General features: G+C 43.5%; 25 protein-coding genes and 4 pseudogenes. 3 read left to right on the forward strand and 26 right to left on the reverse strand.

From position 1 onward, the window contains the following. Positions 1-50: 50 nt before the first annotated feature. Positions 51-281: a helix-turn-helix domain-containing protein gene (locus DXA07_RS03950; RefSeq protein WP_003505382.1), complete on the reverse strand. Its 231-nt coding sequence runs from the start codon at positions 279-281 to the stop codon at positions 51-53. A gap of 174 nt (positions 282-455) precedes the next feature. On the opposite strand from DXA07_RS03950, the gene DXA07_RS03955 reads away from it, so the two are divergent. Both DXA07_RS03955 and DXA07_RS03960 read left to right on the forward strand, forming a co-directional pair. Then, on the forward strand, positions 456-1085 hold the full coding sequence (locus DXA07_RS03955; RefSeq protein WP_012744229.1) for a helix-turn-helix transcriptional regulator: 630 nt from the start codon (positions 456-458) through the stop codon (positions 1083-1085). A gap of 160 nt (positions 1086-1245) precedes the next feature. Continuing rightward, on the forward strand, positions 1246-2541 hold the full coding sequence (locus DXA07_RS03960; protein WP_015530038.1) for a tyrosine-type recombinase/integrase: 1296 nt from the start codon (positions 1246-1248) through the stop codon (positions 2539-2541). Between the two features lie 709 nt (positions 2542-3250). On the opposite strand, the gene DXA07_RS13330 is transcribed toward DXA07_RS03960, so the two are convergent. From DXA07_RS13330 to DXA07_RS03990, 8 genes and pseudogenes are all read right to left on the reverse strand, one after another. Continuing rightward, complete coding sequence (locus tag DXA07_RS13330) at positions 3251-3502, reverse strand: hypothetical protein (protein WP_243013726.1); 252 nt, start codon at positions 3500-3502, stop codon at positions 3251-3253. Further along, positions 3487-3834, reverse strand: coding sequence for a hypothetical protein (locus DXA07_RS13335; protein ID WP_243013727.1), 348 nt, complete (start codon positions 3832-3834; stop codon positions 3487-3489). The genes DXA07_RS13330 and DXA07_RS13335 overlap by 16 nt, the downstream gene beginning before the upstream one ends. Positions 3835-3900: 66 nt before the next feature. Continuing rightward, positions 3901-4221 carry a type II toxin-antitoxin system RelE/ParE family toxin gene (locus tag DXA07_RS03970; protein ID WP_015553868.1) on the reverse strand — a complete coding sequence of 107 codons (321 nt, stop codon included), beginning with the start codon at positions 4219-4221 and terminating at the stop codon, positions 3901-3903. After that, on the reverse strand, positions 4221-4523 hold the full coding sequence (locus DXA07_RS03975) for a type II toxin-antitoxin system RelB/DinJ family antitoxin (RefSeq protein WP_182427449.1): 303 nt from the start codon (positions 4521-4523) through the stop codon (positions 4221-4223). The genes DXA07_RS03970 and DXA07_RS03975 overlap by 1 nt, the downstream gene beginning before the upstream one ends. A 93-nt stretch (positions 4524-4616) precedes the next feature. Next, positions 4617-4913: pseudogene (locus tag DXA07_RS13155) on the reverse strand (site-specific integrase); the annotation flags it as partial. Positions 4914-4982: 69 nt separating this feature from the next. Next, positions 4983-5027, reverse strand: a pseudogene (locus DXA07_RS13680) (hypothetical protein); the annotation flags it as partial. Between the two features lie 59 nt (positions 5028-5086). Beyond that, positions 5087-5287: a nitroreductase family protein gene (locus DXA07_RS13685; protein ID WP_284467256.1), complete on the reverse strand. Its 201-nt coding sequence runs from the start codon at positions 5285-5287 to the stop codon at positions 5087-5089. A 3-nt stretch (positions 5288-5290) separates the two neighbouring features. Further along, positions 5291-5692, reverse strand: coding sequence for a TIGR04076 family protein (locus DXA07_RS03990; protein ID WP_118483464.1), 402 nt, complete (start codon positions 5690-5692; stop codon positions 5291-5293). 122 nt (positions 5693-5814) lie between these two features. Between DXA07_RS03990 and DXA07_RS03995 the strand changes: the two genes are divergently transcribed. Beyond that, positions 5815-6168, forward strand: a complete 354-nt coding sequence (locus tag DXA07_RS03995; RefSeq protein ID WP_118483466.1) for a helix-turn-helix domain-containing protein — start codon at positions 5815-5817, stop codon at positions 6166-6168. Positions 6169-6308: 140 nt separating this feature from the next. Here the strand turns inward: DXA07_RS03995 and DXA07_RS04000 are convergent, their stop codons facing one another. From DXA07_RS04000 to tet(40), 17 genes and pseudogenes are all read right to left on the reverse strand, one after another. Then, on the reverse strand, positions 6309-6503 hold the full coding sequence (locus DXA07_RS04000; RefSeq protein ID WP_243013728.1) for a hypothetical protein: 195 nt from the start codon (positions 6501-6503) through the stop codon (positions 6309-6311). A 289-nt stretch (positions 6504-6792) separates the two neighbouring features. After that, positions 6793-7377 (reverse strand): hypothetical protein, encoded by a 585-nt coding sequence (locus DXA07_RS04010; RefSeq protein ID WP_243013729.1) that lies wholly within the window; start codon positions 7375-7377, stop codon positions 6793-6795. A 67-nt stretch (positions 7378-7444) separates the two neighbouring features. Beyond that, positions 7445-7771, reverse strand: a complete 327-nt coding sequence (locus tag DXA07_RS04015; RefSeq protein ID WP_348980740.1) for a DNA-directed RNA polymerase subunit alpha C-terminal domain-containing protein — start codon at positions 7769-7771, stop codon at positions 7445-7447. Then, positions 7746-7949: a macro domain-containing protein gene (locus DXA07_RS04020; RefSeq protein ID WP_330626458.1), complete on the reverse strand. Its 204-nt coding sequence runs from the start codon at positions 7947-7949 to the stop codon at positions 7746-7748. Before DXA07_RS04020 ends, DXA07_RS04015 begins: the two co-directional genes overlap by 26 nt. Next, the gene (locus DXA07_RS04025) at positions 7942-8463 is read right to left on the reverse strand and encodes a hypothetical protein (RefSeq protein WP_118483470.1); all 522 of its coding nucleotides are present in this window, start codon (positions 8461-8463) and stop codon (positions 7942-7944) included. The genes DXA07_RS04020 and DXA07_RS04025 overlap by 8 nt, the downstream gene beginning before the upstream one ends. Before the next feature lie 212 nt (positions 8464-8675). After that, a complete protein-coding gene (locus DXA07_RS04030; protein WP_118483472.1) occupies positions 8676-9131 on the reverse strand; it encodes a class B sortase in 456 nt (151 codons plus the stop codon). Between the two features lie 30 nt (positions 9132-9161). Continuing rightward, positions 9162-9290, reverse strand: a complete 129-nt coding sequence (locus DXA07_RS13690) for a hypothetical protein (RefSeq protein WP_256448233.1) — start codon at positions 9288-9290, stop codon at positions 9162-9164. A gap of 90 nt (positions 9291-9380) precedes the next feature. After that, positions 9381-11237 carry a recombinase family protein gene (locus DXA07_RS04035; RefSeq protein WP_001820670.1) on the reverse strand — a complete coding sequence of 619 codons (1857 nt, stop codon included), beginning with the start codon at positions 11235-11237 and terminating at the stop codon, positions 9381-9383. A 54-nt stretch (positions 11238-11291) separates the two neighbouring features. After that, on the reverse strand, positions 11292-11483 hold the full coding sequence (locus DXA07_RS04040; RefSeq protein ID WP_001820669.1) for a hypothetical protein: 192 nt from the start codon (positions 11481-11483) through the stop codon (positions 11292-11294). Between the two features lie 71 nt (positions 11484-11554). Next, complete coding sequence (locus DXA07_RS04045) at positions 11555-11785, reverse strand: PC4/YdbC family ssDNA-binding protein (RefSeq protein WP_001206986.1); 231 nt, start codon at positions 11783-11785, stop codon at positions 11555-11557. 45 nt (positions 11786-11830) lie between these two features. After that, positions 11831-12685: a ParB/RepB/Spo0J family partition protein gene (locus DXA07_RS04050; RefSeq protein WP_000743700.1), complete on the reverse strand. Its 855-nt coding sequence runs from the start codon at positions 12683-12685 to the stop codon at positions 11831-11833. 8 nt (positions 12686-12693) lie between these two features. Next, positions 12694-13659 carry a MobV family relaxase gene (gene mobV / locus DXA07_RS04055; RefSeq protein WP_001820668.1) on the reverse strand — a complete coding sequence of 322 codons (966 nt, stop codon included), beginning with the start codon at positions 13657-13659 and terminating at the stop codon, positions 12694-12696. A gap of 522 nt (positions 13660-14181) precedes the next feature. Then, complete coding sequence (locus tag DXA07_RS04060) at positions 14182-15207, reverse strand: AAA family ATPase (protein ID WP_001170964.1); 1026 nt, start codon at positions 15205-15207, stop codon at positions 14182-14184. A 154-nt stretch (positions 15208-15361) separates the two neighbouring features. Next, positions 15362-15836, reverse strand: a pseudogene (locus tag DXA07_RS04065) (sigma-70 family RNA polymerase sigma factor). A gap of 83 nt (positions 15837-15919) precedes the next feature. Beyond that, a complete protein-coding gene (locus DXA07_RS04070) occupies positions 15920-16345 on the reverse strand; it encodes a sigma-70 family RNA polymerase sigma factor (RefSeq protein WP_000323895.1) in 426 nt (141 codons plus the stop codon). A 94-nt stretch (positions 16346-16439) separates the two neighbouring features. Then, positions 16440-16949 (reverse strand): sigma-70 family RNA polymerase sigma factor, encoded by a 510-nt coding sequence (locus DXA07_RS04075; RefSeq protein ID WP_105116765.1) that lies wholly within the window; start codon positions 16947-16949, stop codon positions 16440-16442. Between the two features lie 600 nt (positions 16950-17549). Further along, positions 17550-18769, reverse strand: a pseudogene (tet(40), locus tag DXA07_RS04085) (tetracycline efflux MFS transporter Tet(40)). Positions 18770-18771 lie beyond the last annotated feature (2 nt).

Consider the following 18771-nt stretch of genomic DNA (forward strand, 5'->3'; position numbering starts at 1 on the left):
ATGGCTTCGGTCTGATAGAACCTTTGGCGGTTTCTTAGGAAGCCGCCTTTTTAAGTTGCCACATTTCTTGTGACAGCTTTTACATTTCCTTTATCCCTCAGATCACGCCCCTCGTTGGCTTCCATGAACTTTTCCAGAATGTCAGTTTTAATAAGGACTTTTCTTCCGACCTTTAATACCGGAAGCTTCTTCCATTCAACCAGCTTTCTCAAAGTGTTTCTGCCAATTCCTGTATAGTCGGCTGCTTCCTCGATGGATAATGCAATCTTTCTTTCCGTCATCTTGTCACCTCCTTATAAATTGCATTATGCAATTTTTGTTGTGCTGTTAGTATAGCGGTTTTATATTGTGTTGTCAAGCGTTATGAAATTTTAAAAATAATTATTATATTGCATATTGCAATTATGTGAGGTACATGCTATAATTCATACATACCGAAAAAGGAGGCAATCAGCATGAAAGATAAAGAACTACGCAAGCTGATAGGTAGCAGGGCAAAACAGCGTCGTCTGGAATTAAATCTGACACAGCCTTATGTTGCAGAGAAGATGGGAGTTACCGCTTCCACAATCCTGCGTTATGAGAATGGTTCGATTGACAATACCAAAAAGATGGTGCTGGAAGGTCTTTCGGAAGCACTTCATGTATCTATTGAATGGCTCAAGGGGGAAACCGATGAATACGAAACCGATATTACGGATAAGAAAGAATTACAGATTCGTGATGCAATGGGCGATATTCTCAAACAGTTACCTCTCGACCTTAGTAAAAAGGAAGATGCTTTTTCCAAAGATTTACTGCTGTTGATGTTAAAGCAATATAACCTGTTTCTTGAATCATTCCAGTTTGCCTGCAAGAATTACAAGGGCAACACGAATGAAGCGGATATTGCAAAGGCAATGGGATTTGAATCGAATGATGAATATAACGAGATTATGTTTCTCCGGGAGATCACCCATACCGTTAATGCCTTTAATGATATGGCAGATATTGTAAGGCTCTATTCCAAGAAACCGGAAATGGCAGAACAAAGGCTTGAAAATCTTTTATCAGAAGTTTTGTATGAGGATTCCGATTCGGTATAGAACGACAACCGGAGTTATGATACAATGAGCACGAGCAAGTCAGGCTGTTTACAGATTTGACGAGCGGCGAATTGGCTTATGGACTTGTCCATAAGATGCCTACACGCAAGAAGCATTTCATCAGTTCCGATTGTCTGATATCGAAAGGAGACACACGATTATGGCAAAAGGATCTGTAAGAAAAAAAGGAAAGAAATGGTACTACCGCTTCTATGTAGAAGATGCAAGCGGCAATCTGGTTCAGAAAGAATACGCTGGAACAGAAAGCAAAAGTGAAACGGAAAAACTGCTCCGTCAGGCAATGGACGATTACGAAAGCAAGAAATTCATTGCAAAGTCGGAAAATATTACAGTTGGAGAATTACTTGATATATGGGCAGAGGAAGAATTAAAGACCGGTACTCTCAGTAATGGGACAGTCCAGAATTACCTTGGTGCTATTACCAACATCAAGAAGCATCCAATTTCAGAGAGAAAGTTGAAAAATGTAACATCTGAGCATTTACAAGCCTTCTTCGATCTGCTTTCCTTTGGTGGCACTTATCCAGATGGTTCAGAAAGAAAAGGTTACAGCAAAGATTACATTCGTTCTTTCTCGGCAGTATTACAGCAGTCATTCCGGTTTGCAGTATCACCAAAGCAATATATCACTTTCAATCCGATGCAGTATATTAAGCTGAAATACCAGACGGATGAGGTTGACCTGTTTTCTGATGATGACATGGATGGCGATATACAGCCAATTCCACGAGAGGATTATGAAAGACTGATTGAATTTCTACAGGATTACAATCCACCGGCAATACTTCCAATCCAGATAGCTTATTATGCAGGACTTCGTATCGGTGAAGCCTGTGGTCTGGCATGGCAGGATGTAAATCTTGAAGAACAGTGCCTTACGATCAGACGCAGTATCCGATATGATGGTTCAAGGCACAAGAATATCATCGGACCAACCAAACGAAAAAAGGTAAGGATTGTTGATTTTGGAGATACACTGGCAGAGATTCTTCGCAATGCCCGAAAGGAACAACTTAAAAACCGAATGCAGTACGGAGAACTTTACCACAAAAACTACTACAGAGAAGTAAAAGACAAAAACAGAGTTTACTATGAGTTCTATCATCTGGACGGAACAGAGAATGTTCCAGAAGATTATAAGGAAATATCCTTTGTCTGCTTAAGACCGGATGGAAGTTTGGAACTGCCAAGCACGTTAGGAATTGTTTGCAGGAAGATTGCTCAGAAACTGGATGGATTTGAAGGATTTCATTTTCACCAGTTGCGACACACCTACACAAGCAACCTTCTGGCAAATGGAGCAGCTCCGAAAGATGTACAGGAACTGTTAGGACACTCAGATGTCAGTACCACAATGAATGTCTACGCCCATTCCACAAGAAAAGCCAAGCGGGAATCCGCAAAGTTACTTGATAAAGTGGCAGGCAACGACTAAATAAAACTTTCCCTTATTTCCCTTACGATTATCTCATAAGGGCAAAAATAAGGGAAAATACATATCATTTCACTAATGAATGGGCTGAAAATCCTGTAAAATAGGGAAAGTTAGAAAGATATTTCGGCAAACTGGAATTTGCGCGTTTCTACAAGCGGTGCACAGGCAGGACGAAATCAGCCATGGGAGCTTGCTCACAATCGGCTGATTTTCGGACTGGATGTATAGCGCGCCAGCGCGACATGAGCATGAAGCGCAGCGTAATGCGAATGGCACCGCATTACGATAACATTTTCTCCTGCATTGGGTGTTTTTTTTTCATTCCAAATATTCACCCAATCCTTCCCTACACATTCATCCGCAATTGGGGAATTTTTTCATATTTCAACAATTTCCCCATCGTCCTCTGAACTTCTTCCCATTTTGATTGGGTGATTTTTTCATATTGGAATTTTTCACCCAATATGCATCTATATATCCCTTCAACATTGGGTAATTTATGTCTATTTCAAAAATTTAATCAATATTCGTTGCCACACTTTTTCTGGCGTCTTCACGAAACGAATTTCACTATAACCAACAAACTGGAATTGTATATTAATTTTTCTTATTTAGTCTAATATGGAAATCGTTGGCTTTAGAACATTCTTCATATGTAAGATTAGTTTCATTCATTAAAAACTCAACAGCTTCCTCCTTTGTATTATAATTAGATTTTTCTTTCATATATGTTAACAAATTGGTCATATATATTCTTCCGTACTTCTTCTGACAAACCGGCGTATTTTGTATCCAACACCTTTTTTACGGCTTCGTACTTCCTATTTTTATCTTCTATATCCGGACCACGGTCATAATTAAACCTCACATCATAAAAAATGTGTTTCATATCGTTACTTAAAGCTTGTAACACTTGAAACCCTTTCATAGAAAACTTTCCTTCTTTTATACCATTCTCCACACAGGCTGTCTCGCCCAATCCATCATAAACCAATTCTCCATTGGCATATTTACACCATATCCGGAATCTGACAAAAAATCATTTATCTCATTCCAATTTATCTGTAACGGCAAATCGTTTTCTTTCGCAAATAAATAGTCATCACGCTGTAATTCCTGTTTTTTTCGCTTTCTTGTATTTCTTTCATAAACAATCCAGTATATTACCATTGCTGCTATAATACACACGCTAAATATCTTTGTAATCATGGTATTTCCTTTATAAATAATCAAGTATACTACGGTTACTACCGCAATACTTATGCTGAGTACCTTTATAATCAAACCATTCATTGTGTATCTCCCTATCACTAAAAATTGGAAATTAACAAGTCGACAAATTCAAATAAACGCATGCTTTTATAGCTCGCCTCTCAAACGTGCTTCTATATCAGATGCCGTGTATAACACATCCGTTACAATTACCCTTTCGTCACGGATTGTGTAAAATACTGAATAATTATCGACGAGCATTCTACGCAACTCCATTCTCTTTTCCGGCTCAGAATCCATAATCCTAAATCGTTCCGGGAAAGTGTCTAATGTAAGTATTTCATCAGCAATGCGATTATATTGTCCCATTGCATTATCCGGAGCAAGCAAATCTATAGCAATATAATTGTATATATCTTCCATATCCTGCAAAGCTTCTTTTGTAATCTCCACCTTATATTGCTTCATTAATGCCTCTCTCTAAATGCCACAAACGCACTAGCTGCATCCTCAACATTTCCTTTCTCTATATCGGCATATCCATTTTCTAACTTTTGATGAATCTGTGTAACAGACATCATATCTGCATTCACTGAATTAGCTGCTTTTGGTAATACAATAGGAAAGGGAATTCCTCCTACTAATGATATTTGTTTTAAATACATATCTATAGCAGTAGCCATTGGTATCCCTAATTGTGCCAATACACTTTCTGCATTTTCTTTTACATCTGGATTTACTCTTATATTTAATGTTGCTGTTTTTCCCATAGAATACACCTCCATTTTTCTTTTATTGTAACGTCTTTTGCGTTACAAATCAATCTATGAAATATATTTTCGATGCGATAGCTTCACATTGTTTTAATTAACCATTGCATATCTGAGCGTTGTATCTATTTGCTCATGTCCCAGAATTTTCTGTACCTGTTCAATCGGCATACCTTTCTCAATTGCTCTGGTGGCCATAGTCCTTCTGAACTTATGTGGGTGTACCTTTTCTACACCTAACTTCTTCCCCATTTCTCGTAATCGTAACTCCACACCGCTTTCAGTAAGTCTACTGTGTGGTTTGTTTAACGACACAAATAACGCTATATTATTATCTGTCCTTGATTCAATATAATTCAACAAATGAATTTTGGTCTTAGCATCAAAATATGCTTTAGCTCTGTGAATCCAAATACTTCCAAGATTAAGAGAATGTGCTGCAAGCATCATATTTCCCATAACCAGACTTCCGTCATAAACTCTGTTTGCCCAGTTTTTATCCACTAGTACAATTAAAATAGCCGGTGCTCCATAAAATGGATCAAATCCTTCTTTCCAACCGCCTATCTTTGCATTGATTGCTGATAATCTGTCTCGAAGTTTTTGTTTGTTACCGCAATTGTGATGGTTGCCTGTTTTCCCATGCCATTTGCAGCATATAATCCGGCTTCAATAATCTGCTCCAGATCTTTTTTTGCTGGCATATCCGGCTTAAATTTGCGAATGCTTCTGCGTTCTTCCATTGCTTTAATGATTTCGTTCATTTGCTATTCTTTCCCCTCATAATCAATTCTTTCAATCTTAAAAATGACAGGTCTTGTTCCATCTGAACAGCAGGTAATCATTTCATTCTCCTTCTTCATCCAGCCCTTCATAATGGAACCGCCTTCTAATCCGGTATAAATATAGCGTGAAATAGCATCCCATGCCTCAGAACAGAATGGCATTTTCGGACCACCTGCAACGGTATCTGCATTACCACTGGTCTTTACCAGGGTATTCAATCCTATGTGCCAGAAATCATCTCTTTCCTCATCCCGGTAAAAAATAAATTCATCTCCCACATTGTAACAAGGACAGGCACCCGAAATTGGATTATCACAATACTGTTGCTGTAATTCTGGATAGAGTTTCTTATCTAATACTGTTACTTTAACTTTATGTTTCATCCCATTCATCTCCATTTCTCTTGATTCGTTACTGCATATATCGTATCATGAGGATGTGCTAACAACAAGTACGATATTTTAGAGCATATATTATATCTAAATATAGTGTCAGGAGAATTATTATGTCAGATAATCAAATACATGATCAACGTCGTTTTGCGATAGATGGTATTAAAAATACTGGTTTTTACTATACAAAGTCTTTGGTTGACGGGAAATATAAACTTCCTATCCTTTATTGTCTGCAATTAGATGGTCCAACAAGGTATAATGAACTTCAGCGTAAGATGGAAACAGCAACTTTCCGGTCATTGTCAAAAGCATTAAAAGAATTAGAAGCCGATGGTCTTATTATCCGCAAAGATTATGGGGAAATTCCGCCACGAGTTGAGTATAGTCTTTCTGAACGCGGAAAATCCTTAGAACCTGTATTAGATGCTTTCTGTCTTTGGGGACAAGAGCATCGAAATGACTAATATGATTATGAATTTTCCTTTTAGACAAACAACGATTTGTTAAACTGTTGCATTGATTATATCAAAGAATCATGCTTGCAACAATCCCCTTAAAACGAGAGGCAGGCATGTCCTCCTATCGCTCTTAATACTCTAATGTTTCATTGCATAGTATAATTCGACATTACCTTATCGGCAACCTTGCCGAGCAATGTCTCCTTCTGTTCCTCGCTCATACCAGGATTCTGCTGTTCAGACCGCTTGCACGCATCTGCAATGGCAGTAATCAGATCTACGCTGACAGTCACAATCGCCTTTCCTGTCTGGAACGACTCCTGCGTCAATTCATCGACCATTGTTCTGTCCTCCCGATATTATTTTCTCTGTGTTTCTTGTCATGTGTGGGTGGTCTTACCCACGGAATACCATTTTTGCTATACATCAGGTGTCCTCCTGCATTTTTATTTGAACTTCTGGACAATTTGTCCAAAAGCTGCTTTCTTGTTCTTTGTCCATGAAAGGACAAAAAAAGAGCATTCATGCTTTTACACATAAATGCTCTGACGCTGTTTTATTATAAAATTGTCTTAGCTGTTGTTCCCTACAAACTTGAAATTATCAGTTAGATAAATGATAAAATTGTTCTTAACTTAAATCAAGAGTTATATAGCCAAACTCGTTGATATGTCTTTGCAAATTATGAAAATCTATCATGTTTTTATTTTTCCGAAATAGTCCTTTTTTATTAAACAATATTTTAGTATGTGCGTATGTGCTATACAATTCGATATATGGCGGTTCGGCAGTGATATTTCTTTCTCCGATACAGTTTCCTCTACTGTTGGGATATTTCCGATTGAAATTTATAGTACATTCTTTGTATGTCAACCAATGCAAATCACTAAATTTTATTCCATGCTCATCAATAGAAACAATATTCTCGTAGGAGACTTCTTTAACCTCAAGATGGAAATAATGATGTTTTGATTTAAAATACTCGACAGCTGCATTGATATGTTCCAGAAAAAATGCGATTTGTTCCTCCGTCAAACTACATTCCCATGGATAGTTGTTAGCCATTCCTGTTTTCCCGTATTGATATGCTGCCATACTATATTTTATTTCCGGTTTTATCCATTTTACAATCAGAAAATCGTTTTCCTCAAGCAATATTTCAGCGTTTCCTGTTGAAAGAATTTGTGCTTTTATTGCCTCTGTTTCAGCTGTCATAAATAAAGTTCCTTTCCTAACAAATACCAATTTCTTAGTTTTAAAAACGCTTGATAGCATTTTATATTCATTGTGAATCTTCTAAATACACTATACATCTGTTAACATCTTTTGGAGAATAAAAAACCGGGACTTTCTTCTTCATAAATAACTCTTTGTCACTTTGAAGCATCTGATATAATTCCTGTAGTGTCGCCTGCCCCATATTACGAAACTTTATAAAATGTTCCTTTGGATATTCTCTCAATCCTTCCAATGACTCAAAACCATTTCTTCTGAGAATATTCCGTAACCTGCTCGACATTTCAATATCATCATATTCTATTTTTTCAGCGTACATAAAACTCCCTTTTGTCATTTTATTTGTTTTATAACTTATCAACCTCAGATTCATACACCGATTCAGTATGAGTATCAAATAGCACCCACTCCACCAGATCAAAACAATCCGGATTATTCTGCAAGAACCTACTTACTGTATGTACTGCAATCTTTGCTGCCAACTCAACCGGAAAACTATATACTCCCGTTGATATAGAAGGAAATGCAATAGACCTGATTCCATTATCCATTGCCAGCTTCATGGAAGTAAGTAGGGGGAGAAATGATAGCGCTTACCGTCGTTATTAGAAACTTCCTCACGATATTGGTTATAGTGAAAATACAGAAATGAGATTTGTTTGCCTTGGTTGATTGCCTATTGATATTGTCTACCAAATAGTAGATCTGCTCATTCATCGGTTTGACACGCTCGGAAATATAGATATTCCTTTTCAGTTCTTCCGACTGATACACGCTTGTCATCTGCGACAGCTTATCTGCAAGCTCCGAGCTTTTCCTTGCCGTAATGAACTTTGAGGACTCCACCGCATCCATCAGCAGCTTCACTTCCGGCAGGGTAAACATATGACTACTCAGGGAATAGCGGTTCTCACGGCTTCTTTCTTCTTCAATATCAATACCAATATCACAGAGCTTCGCAATGTCTCCCGGTATGGTTTTTCTGTCGCAGGAGATACCGTTTTCCTTTAAGTATGTAATAATATCTCCGGTTGTGGCATAATGCTCGGCATCCGTGTTTGCCATAGGTATATTAGAATATATAAAATCCTGCTTTTTGTTTCAGCCATAAGTACCTCCGTGGTATGTTACCTTATTTGCTCAACACCTATCACAACCATTCTGCTGTCTTTACTGTCTCCGAAGCAGGTGGAAAGGGTTATTAGCTGCTCTTTGAACTGCGGCTCGATTCCGGTATCGTAAAGCGACCTGTCTTTAATTTCCGAAATTGCCTTTTGTTACTGCTCTTTGCTCTCAAAACAGGAAAAGCCGTACCATTCATCTGTTTTCTTCAGGCAAACCACCGCAAAGACTTGGTATATTCTCAATCCGCCTGCTGTTTCAAACTCAATGTACGGATGTTCCTCCCAGTATGCTTTATCCCTATATTGTGTAACATCAGAAAACATCGTACCGTTTTTCATATTGTGACCGTAGACAATCAAATTGTCACATTCCGGGGTAGAAGCCCCATCCAAAAACGGAATACCTGACACACTGTATTCACCCTCGAAGTTTTTACGAAGGTACTTCTGAGGTTCTTCGGGTGTAAACATAACCGGATAATTCACCGCCGTATTCGGAATACATATCCAGCCGATACAATCCCCGTTTGCTTCAAATAACGGTGTCAGATTGCGCGAGGACTGTTTCTGTTCCTGCGGTGTTTCGGTCTGTTCAACATTATCCGCCATTTCCGTTTGTTCAACTTCGGTTATAATATCCTATAATTTTTCAAACCCTTTTATATCTTGTTGGCGTTCCCGATACTCTTTTGCTATCATTCCAACAGACAAAAGCATTATAGCGACAAACAGGAGCGAGATTAACGGTAATACTTTTTTAGTTTTCATATAGACCTCCGTCAATAGTTTCTGTTTTTTACTGAACACCATATTTTACTCTTGCCTTGTCAGTTTATAAGTCCCGCTGACCGTTCCTTCTCAGTCGGTCATTTTTTGCGGACAGTTCATACATGCTATCCTTTTCTGTTCTCTGCTCCTGCGTTTGCTCTCGTTTGATTTCTCCCTCCGTATCTTCTTGGCACAAGCAGGACAATACCTTGATGCACCAGAGCCCGGGACATATTCAACGCCGCACACCGTACAATTTTTAGCGGGCATTGCTGCCCACCGTTTTGTAGGTATGATATGTAATTCATCGACAAAGCCGATGAATTTATAGTAAATCTTGATTTCCTGCTTCACTGTTCCGTCTGCCATCTTCTCACGCTCCGAAACAAGTATCTTGTCTATGAGTGCGTTTATAACTGTTGCATCCAGTTCTTTTAAGCCTTGATAATTTCGGATAAGGGCGAGGAAGTCACGGATTCCCCGTGATTTCTCGTAGCTTTCATTAAGAGTTTCCGTCACCTCTTTCAGCCTTGCTTCAATTTCAAGCTGCTCTTTCTGGTATTTCCCCGACATCATCTCAAAATTCCGCTCGGTAATACGCTCCATGACCTTATCCTCGTAGAGAGAGGAAAACAGCCTGTCCAGTTCCGCAAGGCGTTTGTTCAGCTTCTTACGTTCTTTCTCTAATGCTTTCGCCCTGCTCTGGTCTGTTTCCGTGAGCCGCTTTTCTATGGCCCTGACCGCCTTTTCATCATTCACTGCCATATCCGCAAAACAGTTGATGTCGGCAAGAACGGCATTGAATAAATCCCTTGCTTCTATATTGTGGGCACTACACTCGCTTCTTCCGTTTCTTGCATAATTATTACATGAATACTGTACACAGTCGATAATCTCTGGGCGTTTCCTCCTGTGTACGTTCATTGCCCGCAGAGCACATCCGCAGTCCACACACTTGATAACGCCTGCAAAAATATTTACAAATCCTCCCTTGTTCTGTGGAAGCCTACGACTTGTAATAAGCTGTTGGACAATATCAAATTCCTCCTGCGTGACTATTCCCTCATGGGTATTGGGTATCACTTCCCATTCTTCGGGCAGCTTAGAGGGGCGTTTCTTGCTTTTCATATTGGCGGCAATCCGTTTGTAGCCTACAAGATTTCCCGCATATATCGGGCTTCTTAAAATGCTCCTCACGCTGTTCCCACTCCAAATATAGCGTTTGTCCTCGTTCCCCTCAAAATGACGTTCAAAGCCTGTTTCGCCACGCTCCGCCGCATAAGCGGCAGGGCGTAGGATATGCTGTTTATTAAGATGTCTGCAAATTTTGGCAACTCCATTCCCTTTTAATGCAAGGTCGAATATCTCTTTTACAACATGTGCCACTTTATCATCTATCAGCAGATGGTTGTGGTCGGCAGGGTCTTTGATATAGCCATAAGGGGCGGTAGTTCCCATGAATTTCCCCTGTTGAAACCTCGCCCGATATGCCGATTTTATCTTAACAGATATGTCAGCGGCATACATTTCGTTTAAAATGTTGCGGAAAGGCGTGATGTCCATAGCAGATTTATTCAAGGTATCTACGCCGTCATTGACCGCTATATACCTCACGTTATGCTCTGGGAAGAAAACTTCCAGATATAACCCACAATCAAGATAGTTTCTCCCCAGACGGGATAAATCTTTCGTAATCACGCAGTTTATCAGACCGCTTTCAATGTCTTTTATCATATTCTGGAAACTTGGTCTTTGGAAATTTGTACCAGAATAACCATCGTCCACATACGTTTTTGCTATGTGCCATCCCTGCTTTTTCACATAATCCGTGAGGATGGATTTCTGTGTCGCAATGCTCGCACTCTCGTTATCCGTACCATCGTCTTTAGATAAGCGGCAATAAATGCCGACTAAATAGATTTTCTTTTCTTCTTTGATTCCTGCCATACTGTAAAACCTCCGTATCTGTCCTATCTGTTTTCATGTCCCATTGCGTACATTCTAAGCGGACAGCCCCTCATTGTCGAAGGTGTCGCCCTCGGCAATCTTCTTCCGAATATCCTCGGAGATAATCGGGACAAACGCTTCTGTAACGGTCTGTGTGCCGACATATTCACGGCTGATTATCATCTGCACTGGTGCTTTTGGCACGATACGCTTTCTCTTTTTATCTGCTTTCTTATCCTCGCCCATACTTAAATCTTCCTTTCCAGACAGGGCAGGGAAGAGTTTGGAAATGTCCCCGCCCTGCCAATCAGATACCATTAATCCTCGCTGTTTAATTCTTTCTGTAATGCTTTAAGGAGTGCCGCCGCTTCATCAGCGTTCAGCGTGATTCCCTTGCCGCACTTTTCACGGTTCGGGGAAAAGCTGCGGATGTCATACTTCGGCTCTTTCCCATTCCATGAAATGAGATTGATTTCCTTTGTGTAGCCACTGTCGCCCGTAGACAATACTGCGATTTCCTTTACGATTTCATACTGGATTTCTCTCATTCTCCATACCTCAACTCTCTGTATTTACTTCCCGAAAAAAGAAGATTAGCGGCTGTCACGGTTGCGTTTCCTCTGCAACTCACGCTCCAAAAGTTTGATGATGGTTTCCTCCATCTGCTTCGGCGTTGTGTTCTTCGGAAAGTATTTTTTCAGCTTGCTTGTGTTGATTTTCAAGGTTTCTTTCTGGTTGCCCTTTTCCTCCGTCATAATCGCAAATATCGTATCCATGTCAAGCCGCCCGCTCTGGCTTAACTGTTTCATCCGCTGTGCCTGTGAGAGTGAGGGCGTTGCTTCTTCGCTCTCCATCGTGGCAAAGAGGTTTTCCTGCTCGTCTTTCTTCAAGAAGGACAGTTCCACCGCAGGCGTGAGGGCGATTTTCCCCTCGTCCACCATCTGCAAAATCGGCGGTATCAGTTCCGTCAGGCGGATAAAACGCTGCACGGTCATCCTGCCCACGCCGAAGCCCTGTGCCACCTTGTCGTCCGTCCGCAACTTCGTCACAACTTGTGACGAGGTTAAGTCTGTGCGGAAACCCTGCCGCTTCATGGCTTCGGATTTCATCTTGTAAGCAAACGCCCGCTCCGATGGCAGGATATTCTCACGCTGCAAATTGCTGTCTACAAGGGTGATGATGGCTCGGTCACGGTCTAAGGGCAGGACAAACGCAGGCACGGTATTTATCCCTGCAAGTTCAGAAGCACGGACACGCCGCTGTCCTGCAATCACTTCATAACCGTCCCCGTCCTCTTTCGGGCGTGTGATTATCGGCGTGACAATGCCAAATTCCTTGATGCTTTCCGCTAACTCTGACAGTGTTTCATCTTCTGCCACATGAAACGGATTGTCGGGGAACGGGTACAAGTCTTTGGTCTTTAACACCTTAAAATCCTGTTTCTTCATTCACATATCTACCTTTCTTTCGCTCTGCTTCTATGATTTTTCTGCAATTCTTCCAACACTTCGGGCGGTATTTTTGACAGCAGCCGCCCCATCTGCTCGTTGGTTCTCTGCAATTCAAATATCTTCTGATTCGCTTTCTGCACCTTTAGTTCCTGCTCGTACTTTTCATCACGCATACGCCCCGCATAGTCTGATTCCTGCCCAATTCTCTCTTTCAAACTGTCGATATACGCCTGCTGTTTCCCGATTTCCTTAGAGAATTTCTCCACGTCTGGCAGCCATGCAGAGAGTAAATCTAACGCTTTATCCCTTTTCTTCCCTGCGTTAAAGGCGTTGATGTCGGATAGGGCAGACACGATTTCTTCATACTGTTTATCAAGCCTGCCGCCTAATTTATAGAGCCATGTGGGGACGTGTTTCCGCTTGGTTTCCATTGAGGACTGCCCCCGTTCAAGCTGATTCCACCGTGAGGACATCCGCTCATGGTAGGCGGTCTGCCACTCGGATAATGATTTCTGGTTGCCTAAGATAGCTTTCGCTGACAGCTTATTGTCTGGCGTAATCGGCACAAAGCAGAGGTGCATATGGGGCGTTCTCTCGTCCATATGGACGACAGCGGAGAGGATATTCTGCTTTCCAACACGCTCCGAAATGAAGTCAAGAGCCGTCTGGAAATACGCTTTTTGTTCTTCGGGCGGTAACTGGTTCATAAATTCTGGTGAAGCTGTGATGAGCGTTTCCACCATCATCACGCTGTCTTTCCTTGTCCTGCACCCCGCTTCGGCTACCATGCGGTTAATCTCTTTCTTGTAGGTGTACTTTGGTGGTGCTATGAGATGGTAATTGTTTTTAGAGCGTTCCATATCTATATCTGGGTTGCTTTTGTAGGCTTCTTTCTTCCGCTCGTTGTGGCGTTCACAAGCCGCAACGCCGCCCGCTTTTCGTTTCTGGAAACGCAGGATTGCATAAGGCATAGGCGGATTCCTCCTTTCTTTCGGCGGGTGACCGTCCTTTGGGGTGACAGCGGTGACGGTGGTGACAGCAGTTTTGGGATACCCCCTGCCGACTGCCGCAACTGTCACCCTCACCCCCTGCATGACGGTCATGTCGATGATGACGGTGTTTTTGGGATACCCCCCTCGCAAGAGCCGTCACCGTCATGCCGCCATTCTTTTATCCGAAGCCGTAAGGCGTAGGATAGCAGGGCACAGCCCTGCCTTAAGGGAGTCCAGAGGGAACGTCTGGCACACGACTTTGCAGGGCAAAGTGTAGTGTGTTACACCCTGTAAACGCAGTCGGAAAAATCGGAATGATTTTTCTGACCGCAGGGGTGGTTTTACACGACCGAAAAGGGCGAGTAAATCTCACGCCTGCATTTTGCGTTTACGGGGTGTTCTCCCGTAGGGATGACAGCGGCAGGGTATCCTAAAATCACTGTCACCACCGTCACTGCTGTCACCCGCAGCAGAGCCGCCAGCTTTACATGGCTTTAAGCGTCAATGACAGTAACAGGGGGGTATCCTAATATCGCTGTCACCACCATCACCGCTGTCACCCGCCCTCCTTGCAAGGGCAATCCGCCTGCCGTCTTTCCTGCGGCTGTACTGGTAGCAGATACGGTTCTCGCTTAAAAATGTGGTGCGGTATTCATTCAGCCATTTCGTAATCACCGTGGGTATGGTTTCCGTTTCCCCCATAGCGGCTAACAGTTCCGTTGCCGTGCCTATCCATTCTTCCTTATCCCTCATAAAATCCACCAACCGAAAAAGGACATCTGGTATCGTTTCTTTCGCAAGCTGCTCCTGCGTTTTCCGCTCCACAAGCTCCCAACGGCAATCACGGAAACGCAGCGTGTATTCCTGATAAGGCGTGTCCCTGCCCGTCACATACAGCTTGGCGGTGTCAGACGCACGTTTCTCCTTTTCCAGAACAAAGGTAGCGTCCGCACTCCCCGTTAATCCTGTCGTCCCAGACACCTTGTTGAACACGTCGCTGTCATTCTGCTTTCGGATGTGGTGTACGACAATGACCGCCAGAGAGTGCCTGTCGGCAAAGTCTTTGATGAGGGAGATGTCCCCATAGTCGCTTGCATAGGCATTGTCTTTTGAAGCTGTACGGACTTTCTGCAAGGTATCAATGACAATGAGCCTGCTGTCTGGGTAATCTTTCAGATAATCTTCAAGCTGCACGATAAGACCGTCTGACAGCTTGCAGCTTGCCACGGCAAAGTGGAGCCGCCCGCTTGCTTCGTCCGTCAAACGAAATAACCTGTCCTGTATGCGGCAGAACGTGTCCTCAAGGCAGAGGTAAAGCACATCGCCCTCCATTGTCGGCATATCCCATAAAGGGATTCCCTGCGACACGCATAAGCATAGCTTCAGCATGAGCCAGCTTTTGCCTATCTTCTGTGAGCCGCAGAACAGCGATAAGCCTGTCGGGATAAGGCTGTCCACCACAAAGGATGGTTTCTCAAGCGGTTCATAAAGGAGCGTTTCGGCGTTGACTGTCTGTAACTTCTGCATGGCTTTCCTCCTTTCGGGCGGTGTCTTTGTTTTCGTTGCACATAGGCGTTGACCTCCTTAAAAATAGATTTACTCCCACGGAAAAAAGTGAGAGTATGTAATGCCGCCAATCCCACACAAATAAAAAACAGATTTCTTTTTCGGGCGGTGTCGGTCACGGTTGGAGATATTTCTTCAATTTCCGCCTTTACTTTCTCCTTTGCAATCGCAACAGATTTCTGTATTGCCGAAGCGGTGCAATGCTCCATAGCGGCGATTTGGTAAAAATTGAACTCATACTCGTAGTAGAGCAGGAAACGCCGCCTTTGTATCTCTGGAAGGCTCCCAACCGCCTTATAGAGCGTTTCATTCCGTTCTTCCTCAACCATGCGTTCATCAAGGCTCTTAGGCACACGCAACGCCCGTCTGTAAAGGGTTTCGTCCCATACCTCGTTAAACTCCCTGTGCCGCTCGTCCCATTAGAAAAGATTCCTGTTCCTGCGCTCCATCTGCCGAAACTCCATAAAGAACTGTTCCGACACTTCCAACTCGTGGGATTTGCCCTGCCCGTCCTTAAAGCTGATAAAATACCTTGTGCCGCTTTCCGTGGATTCCTCCCGAAGCGTGTATGCCTTAACCCTGTATGCCATCCTGTTGTCCTCCTGCAAAAAATGAGTGAGGGGATTTCCATCCCTCACCCAGTAGCCCGCAGGATGGCAGGCTGTTTTAGAAGCTATAAAATTTTCCGCAGCTTCTTCCGCAGATGGTCTAACCTCGCATAGATGGCACCAGTCGTCAAATGCACAAGCGGGGCAATCTCCTTTGTGGAATACCCCTGCATTTTCAGCAGGACGATTTTCAAGGTACGCCCGTCCACCGTGACTAATACTTGATAGAGATTTTCGCTCTCAATCTCTTCCAGTAACTCCGCAACCGTACCCACTTCCGCCTGCCGCTCCCTGCCTGCCATGTCCTCAAGATATTCCGCAACGTCATTCGTCCATCGGTAAAACCGCCTGTTGGAATTGAAGTCTGCCCTGTCCGCCATGCGTATCTGCTCAATGGTCGCTTCATCAACGCCGCACTCACGCAGCAGCTTTTCCTCCGCTTCTTTCCAGATACGCCATTTCCTGTCCTCCCGTCCGTGGTTGTATGCCATTCTTATTTCCTCCAATCAGAATTGATTGAGAGGGCAGAGAAAAGCCCCCTCATCTTCCCAAAGGAAAAAACAAGGGGGCTGAACGCCTTAAATTTTAATTTTCTATTATCTTTCTTAGTTTTATTAGGATTCTGGCTTTGCGTTTGTTTACAACGCTCTGGGTTATGCCCAACCTCGCCCCGACTTCACGCTCGGAAAGTCCGTCAAAAAAGATTGCCTGTATCAGCTCCTGTTCACTATCCGACAGCAAAGGCAGGGCGGCTTTCAGCCTGTCCACCATGACCGCATTGACAACGGTTTCTGCAATGTCCACCGCTTCATCAGTGATAAAGTCCAGAGGATTCCCCTCGCTGTCCGTAAATCCGTCGAGAGATAGCAGTCTATTCTTTGTATCTAATTTTTGCAGATAACGCCACCGTTCCTTGTCACGGTAGAAGTCTGTGTATTGCTCCCTCACGACTTCAAGCAGACAGCCTTGAATGGGGATAAACAGCTTGTCCATATAGGTCTGGTCGGATTCCCTGCAACGGCAGAACTCCGTGTAGGATAATTCCACATAGCCGCCACTTTCTCTGATATATACCTTTCTTGGTGCATATTTCACCATAAATACCTCCCATCTGAATTTTTGAAATGTAAAAAATCCAGATGGAGAGGCGGAGAACGACACCGCATATCAGAAACAGCCCTACGGCACTTTCCAACAAAAATCGACAAAAGAAAAACCGCAAAGGCTCTGTGACCTTTACGGTTATAGGAAATAGTAATTCTATTGTATGGAGATTGTACTTCTACTTTCAAGGTGAGAAGTACCGTTGCACTGGCAGAAATTTTTTTTAACTGGTTTCCTGCCGTTCTCTGATATGCTATGTATTGATAAATTTTGCTTCGTATGAGCAGATAGATAACTGCCCGAAAAAAGGACATAAAAAAATCCCTCCAAATTTAAAAACAAATTCAGAGGGTAATTTAGGGTATAACAAAATAACCCACCCGAATATCGTTTTTTTTATTTGGTGAGTTTGTTCTTTCAAATACGAAACAAATGCTCATGTACGGTAAAGTATCACAAGAAAATTATGTCGAATTGACAGCCGCCTCCGCTATACCGAATAAGGAAATAAAGAGTCCTCAAATTTTGCGCTACTAAATGAAGACGAGCGGAAGTAATCTCCCGCTCGTCAGTAAACTTAACTATGCCATATCAATCCCGCTTCTTTCCCGCCACCGGCACTAAGAACAGCGCGGGCAACAGCAGGAAAGCGGTACAGACCAGCCCCCAGGGTATGGACACCTGCTGGGCTACCAGCCCCACAATAGGCCCGCCGATGATCTGCCCGAAAGAGTCCAGCTGTCCGCTGGTGGAAAAGACTGTGGCGCGCATTTTCTCATCCACTTGGTCGTTCATCCAGGCGGCCAGCACAGGCTCCTTGATGGTGCGCATAAGCCCCGCCAGCAGGAACACCAACAACATGAACCAAAAGCTCCGCCCCACCGCGAAGAGAACCAGGAACAGGATATACCCGGCGCTGGTGGACATGACCACACTGGTTCGGCTGACAGTCCCTTTTTTCTCCATGCGGGCGATGAGCAACTGAGAAGCCAGAATACCTAAGCCGCTGCCGATAAGACTGATAACACCGAACCAAGTGACGCTGTTCAGCGGCCCGATAACGGGTATTACCGTGTCATCCAGAAAATGAGCGGTGGAGAGCCGGTCAAAGCCTTCACTGGCAAGTCCCCCGCATAGTGTGATTGCTAAGAGCGCCAGCAACACAGGTGCGCCTTTCACAAAGCCCAGGTTGAGCTTGAACAGGCAGACAAAGTCTTTAAGCAAGCCCTGCCGTTCCTCAATAGCAGGGGAGAAGTTGGTTTCTGGCATGATGCGAACCATCACCAGCCCCAACAACAAGCACAAACTGCCCCCCAAGATGACAGGCATTTGCAGGTTTATGTTTCCCAGCAGTGTGCCCAGCACCACGCCCAGAACGCCGCCGATTTGCCCCATTTGACTGCCCCGCAGGAACACCTTGTCTATGGGTTTGTCCTCTTCCTCCGAGGCAATCCACGCCTCCAGAGCGCCGGTGATGAAGGTATCACCGCAACCCCAGACAACCTGGCCAGCAGAACCGGCGCGAACCACGGTAGCGCACCCTCCATCAGAAAGCCCAGGCCGTAGAGGAACATTCCAATCAGCACCGAGCGCCGACGGCTATACAAATCCGCCACCACACCGGTGGGCATCTCGAACAGAAAGCAGGAGGTCTCCTGAACCGTCCCTACCAGGACAAGCTGGAAAGCATCCAGCTGCACCACCTCCAGGTGGTACACGATGGAAAGCACTGTGGACATAGAAACCGCCAGGGAACAGACAAATCGGAACAGCAGGTAGACAGAATATGCCTTTGAATTTTTAGCAAACATGA

This window comes from Clostridium sp. AM54-37XD (genome assembly GCF_003478225.1).
In the GTDB taxonomy this organism is placed as follows: domain Bacteria; phylum Bacillota; class Clostridia; order Lachnospirales; family Lachnospiraceae; genus Coprococcus; species Coprococcus ammoniilyticus.